The organism is Roseobacter sp. TSBP12, from assembly GCF_009129705.1.
GTDB classification, from domain to species: Bacteria; Pseudomonadota; Alphaproteobacteria; order Rhodobacterales; family Rhodobacteraceae; genus Celeribacter; species Celeribacter baekdonensis_A.
Map to the genome: position 1 here is coordinate 1 of NZ_PYIB01000087.1, position 4,291 is coordinate 4,291.

Sequence of the window (4,291 nt, forward strand, 5' to 3'; positions counted from 1 at the left end):
ATGTCATGCAACTCAGACAAAGGGAGAAGTGCGGTGGCCACGAAGGAAGGTGGGTGAACAGCCGAACGAGATGCCGACGGTTGGCGATCTAGTGTGAAACCGACATATTAGCCCAGTGCAGTCGACAGGCCTTTCCTAAGAAAGTGGCGGTAGGCTACTGTCCGCAAAGCTATCGCGTGGGAGACATACTGTCGATTTTGCGACATTTCAGCTACACCAGCCGCGAGGAGATCGACCAGTGAACGATGAAGTAGAAGAAACTTGCTGTCGATTTTGTGGCTCGCCGATGCAGAAAGGCTATGTTTTCTGTAAGCAGTGCAATCACTTCAACGACTGGCGGCGGCACTTCTCTATTTCGACGCCAGTATTGGGACTACTTGTGGCGCTGGTATCCGTTTTAGGCATCAACGCAAACAATGTTCTGCAGGCACTCGACCCCAATCGGGCAAACTTTTTGATCGGCGGTCAGTTGATTGATGCAGATAGATTTCGAATGACCGTTACAAACACAGGTGGTGAACTTGGTTTCATCGGAGACAGGTTGGCATGCGAGCCGAAGTTGGAAGGCGGAAACTCTCTGTCATTCCGAGCTTCAACGGCGACAGGTGTAGCCGCAGGCGAGCAAGTCGAGCTAATCTTTGAGCCAAACAGCACCTACTACATCAAATTTCTCATTGCGCTTGAAGATGGAGATTTCCAACCAACACAGCCGGAGGATGGATATGGCTTCAGATCGATCAGTGAGGACCTCGGAGGGCCGTGGACTTGCAGCATTCACGCGTACGATCGACATGGGCCGGTCTCTGTTTCGCTTAGCGGCAACGAGCTCGGACTGACAATGCGAAACGGTCGCATTTCAGGAAGTCTATAAACTTCATTTGCAAAAACTACGCTTCTGTCAGTGGCGAAAACAACCGTTTGTGCCGCATGCAGAAACGTCGAAGCGGCCATTGGCGCATCCACAGCGAAATCTCACTTCGTACTGCATTGCTCCCCTTTCAAGAAAATAGCTCCAATGGCAGCCTCGTCGAACTAAGCCGAAAACGAACCGGGGCCTAAGCCCCGATCCTCTTGATGCGGATCCCGAGCTTGCGGGCCTTGTCGACGATGTTCTCGGTGATCCCGGAGCCCGGTGTTGCGATCAGGCCCTGCGGCATGGTCTCGAGCATCTTGTCGTTGCGCTTGAAGGGGGCCGCCTTGCCGTGGCTCTTCCAGTCGGGTTTGAAGACCACCTGGGTAACACCGCGCGTATCTGCCCAGCGGGCGGCGATCATCTCGGCACCTTTTGGAGTGCCACCATGCATGAGCACCATGTCGGGGTATTTCTGATGGGTGGCATCGAGGACGGACCAGATCAGATCGTAGGCGTGATAGTCCCCGCCCGAGAACGCGATCCGCGTGCCTTCGGGGCAGTGCACCTCGGTCTCCTTGCGGCGCTTGGCCGATAGATAGGCCCGGCTGTCCACCACGGCGGAGGTGAGGCCGCGATGAGAGACGCGTGATCCAGTGCGGGGCAGCCAGGGAGAACCGGTGGCGGCCGAGAAATGGTCCACGGCCAAATCGCGCATCTGTTCGAAAGCGTCGCGATGGTCCCAGAGTTTGAGCCCGATCATCTGGAGTCGTTCCAGCTCGACCGAGGCGACCTCGGAGCCGTCCTGGATGGCCAGACTTTCCCGGACCTCGGATTCATTGTCGTCGAGGAGCTTCTGGATATGGGCCAGCCGGCGATGGAAGATCGAGGTGAGGGACCAGAGCATCTCTTCGAGATTGTCTTCCAACTGGCTGCCAGTGAGAAGGCCGGTGGTGGTCTCAAAAAGTGTCGCCATGGCGAGATCAACCTCGTCAGGCTGGGGCAGGGGGCGGTGATCGGTCTCGCCAGGTCCCGGTGTTGCGCCATGAAGTGCGAGGTGGTCGAGGATGGCGGAGGTTACGCCGGTCTCCTCGGGGATGTCTGTCTGATGGGGCATTGTCTGGTTCCTCTGTTTGATCTGACCCGATTTGGATGGGGCGATAACAGGACCGGCGGCGACCGGGCCGCATCCGTCAGGATCGAAGCGCAGCGGAGAATGCGCCGCGGGCCGGAAAATTGTTCCCGCGAGGAATGAGCCGAAGGCTCAGGGGGATTTTTTGGTGCGGGGCGCATTGCTGCCCGGGCGAGGAGCACTCTGCTCCGACCCGCCGGTCCATCGCTCCCCTTATCCAAACGGGATCAGATCGAGCCCGCGGAACCTTTGCCCCTTCAGTTATCACGAGAGGAGGCTGGCGCTCACCCGTCCTCGATCTCCAGACCTTGCGCTTTCATGGCCTTCAACAAGGACCGGCGCAGCGGATCTTTGCCAAAAGCCCGCAAATCGTCGTTGAAATCGCCCATGTTTGGCACGAGATCACCAAAGGCAATTCCAATCAATTCCAGCTGGTTACGCAATCTTATGGATGCGTTACGTCCAGCCTCGTCATTGTCCCGCGCGATCCAGATGCGCTGGATGCCCGGCGGCGGGATGAAGAGGCCGAGATGGGTGGCGGTGAGACAGGAGGCGAGATCGAACTCCGGGAGAGCGGTGCCGATCGAGAGGGTGTTCTCGAGACCTTCGCCGACGATGAGATCGCTGCGAGGTGAGCCGGACCAGAAGCGGATGGCATGGCCATGAAGCTGCCCAAGGATCCGTTTTGGGCTCTCGATCGCGGCCAACCCGCCGGTAGACGGGTCGAGATAGGTGCGCGCACATCCGGTGACCTGACCACGATTGTCGGTGATCTTCGCCAGCAGGGCAGGGGCCCTTTGCGGCGGATCGGCGTCGTCCTCGCCCTGCCGCAGAAAGACCCGTGGGTGATAGCGGAGGGCAGGACCGAGCCGTGTGATCCCGCGACCTTGCAGATAGGTGGCGGCCAAGGTGCCAAGCACCGGCTTGCCGGCGGCAAAGAGTTTGCGCGCCCGCGCGATACGTTTGTTCGTGGAAGCATCCGGACGCTCAGCCTTTCGGGTGTCACGCAGAGCGGCAGGGCAGGGGGCCTCACCGAGGAAGGACCGGGCCTCCCTCAGCGTTTCCTTCAGCGTGACCGATCCAAGCCGTTCCTTCAGCAGGTCGATCAGATCGCCATATTCACCCGTCGCGAAATCTTGCCAGGACCCAGCTTTACGACCACCCTGCGCTTGCAGCCGGATCGCGAGACTCTGGCCCTTTGCGCCAGAGGTATCGCCGACCTGCCAATAGTTGCCCTGCTTACGCCCCTCGGGGAAATACTGTCGGCAGAAACTCTCGGCACGGTCTGCCAGATCGGCCGAGAGGTCTGCGATACTGCGCCGCGCGTTCATGCGGCGGCCTCCGATGCGCTTGCGCCAACCGGATGTGCGGCAAGAACCCGTGCAAGAACGTCAATGCCGTCCACCGGGATGAACATCCGCGTCTTCCATTGGATCACTTCGGTGAAGCAGCCCATGACCTTCAGACCGGGCAGGGCTGCACCCGACGCACCGATCAGCTCGAGCCTAGGCTGACCCATGACCAGCGACCGGCGCAGCTGGTAGCCGCCAAGGAGGCTCAGGGTCGTTCGCGCCTCCATCACCGCGCCGAACACCTCCTGCGGCGTCATCTCGATCTGACAATCGAGCCCGAGCCGCGCATAGACATTGAGAAGCTGCTCCTGGCTGACCAAGCGACCGATGGCGCGCTCCCCGTCCTCGGTCTGCAGGCGATAGATGCGCATGTTGTCGGCGGGCAGCCGGTCCCAGATTGGCAGGAGAAGGCCGCAGATCAGTGTGATCTTCGACGTGGTGAACTCCGGCACCGCGTCGACCTCGGCCCGCCAGAGCTGTTCGAACATCGCATCATTAATCTCTTCCCAGTGCGATTTCGAGAATTCGGAAAGTGCGAGGATCTCGGTCGCCAAGGGCCGCAGAAGCTTCACCCGCAGGATCGGCACGCCATCCTCATCCATGAAGGCCGGCGCCTTCACCATCAGGGCCGCGCGTTTGGAGGAGGTGTTCCAGCAGAGCGTCGCACCCTTCGTATCGGCGCAGATCGCTCTAACCCGGGGCAGGGTGAGCGGATCGTTGCGATCGGTGCGCTCCACGGTCAGCGCGGTTGCCGTTGCGCCCGTCGCCTCATGCTCGAAGATGACCTTGCGGTCGACGATCTCGAACTTCTCGGCGCGCAGGGTCTCAAGCCCGACGTCCAGCGTGCCTGCCTGGCGCGCATCTTCGATGATAGCCGAAAGAAACCCGCCGAAGGCCTCAAAGATTGCATCCTGCATGTCGATGCGGAGGGCCAGGCAGCGGTTCAGGAACTGCTGG

4 protein-coding genes are annotated in these 4,291 nt (G+C 60.1%); 1 reads left to right on the forward strand and 3 read right to left on the reverse strand.

Annotation, left to right across the window (positions count from 1 at the left end; all coding sequences use genetic code 11):
* Positions 1-238 precede the first annotated feature (238 nt).
* Positions 239-871, forward strand: coding sequence for a hypothetical protein (locus C8029_RS20965; RefSeq protein ID WP_143026887.1), 633 nt, complete (start codon positions 239-241; stop codon positions 869-871).
* 184 nt (positions 872-1,055) lie between these two features.
* On the opposite strand, the gene C8029_RS20970 is transcribed toward C8029_RS20965, so the two are convergent.
* From C8029_RS20970 to C8029_RS20980, 3 genes are all read right to left on the reverse strand, one after another.
* Positions 1,056-1,967 (reverse strand): DUF2493 domain-containing protein, encoded by a 912-nt coding sequence (locus C8029_RS20970; RefSeq protein WP_074646813.1) that lies wholly within the window; start codon positions 1,965-1,967, stop codon positions 1,056-1,058.
* 299 nt (positions 1,968-2,266) lie between these two features.
* Complete coding sequence (locus tag C8029_RS20975) at positions 2,267-3,313, reverse strand: DUF7146 domain-containing protein (protein WP_074646815.1); 1,047 nt, start codon at positions 3,311-3,313, stop codon at positions 2,267-2,269.
* The coding region (locus C8029_RS20980; protein ID WP_193217706.1) for a strawberry notch C-terminal domain-containing protein at positions 3,310-4,291 on the reverse strand (982 nt) is incomplete at its 5' end. The genes C8029_RS20980 and C8029_RS20975, both read right to left, overlap by 4 nt.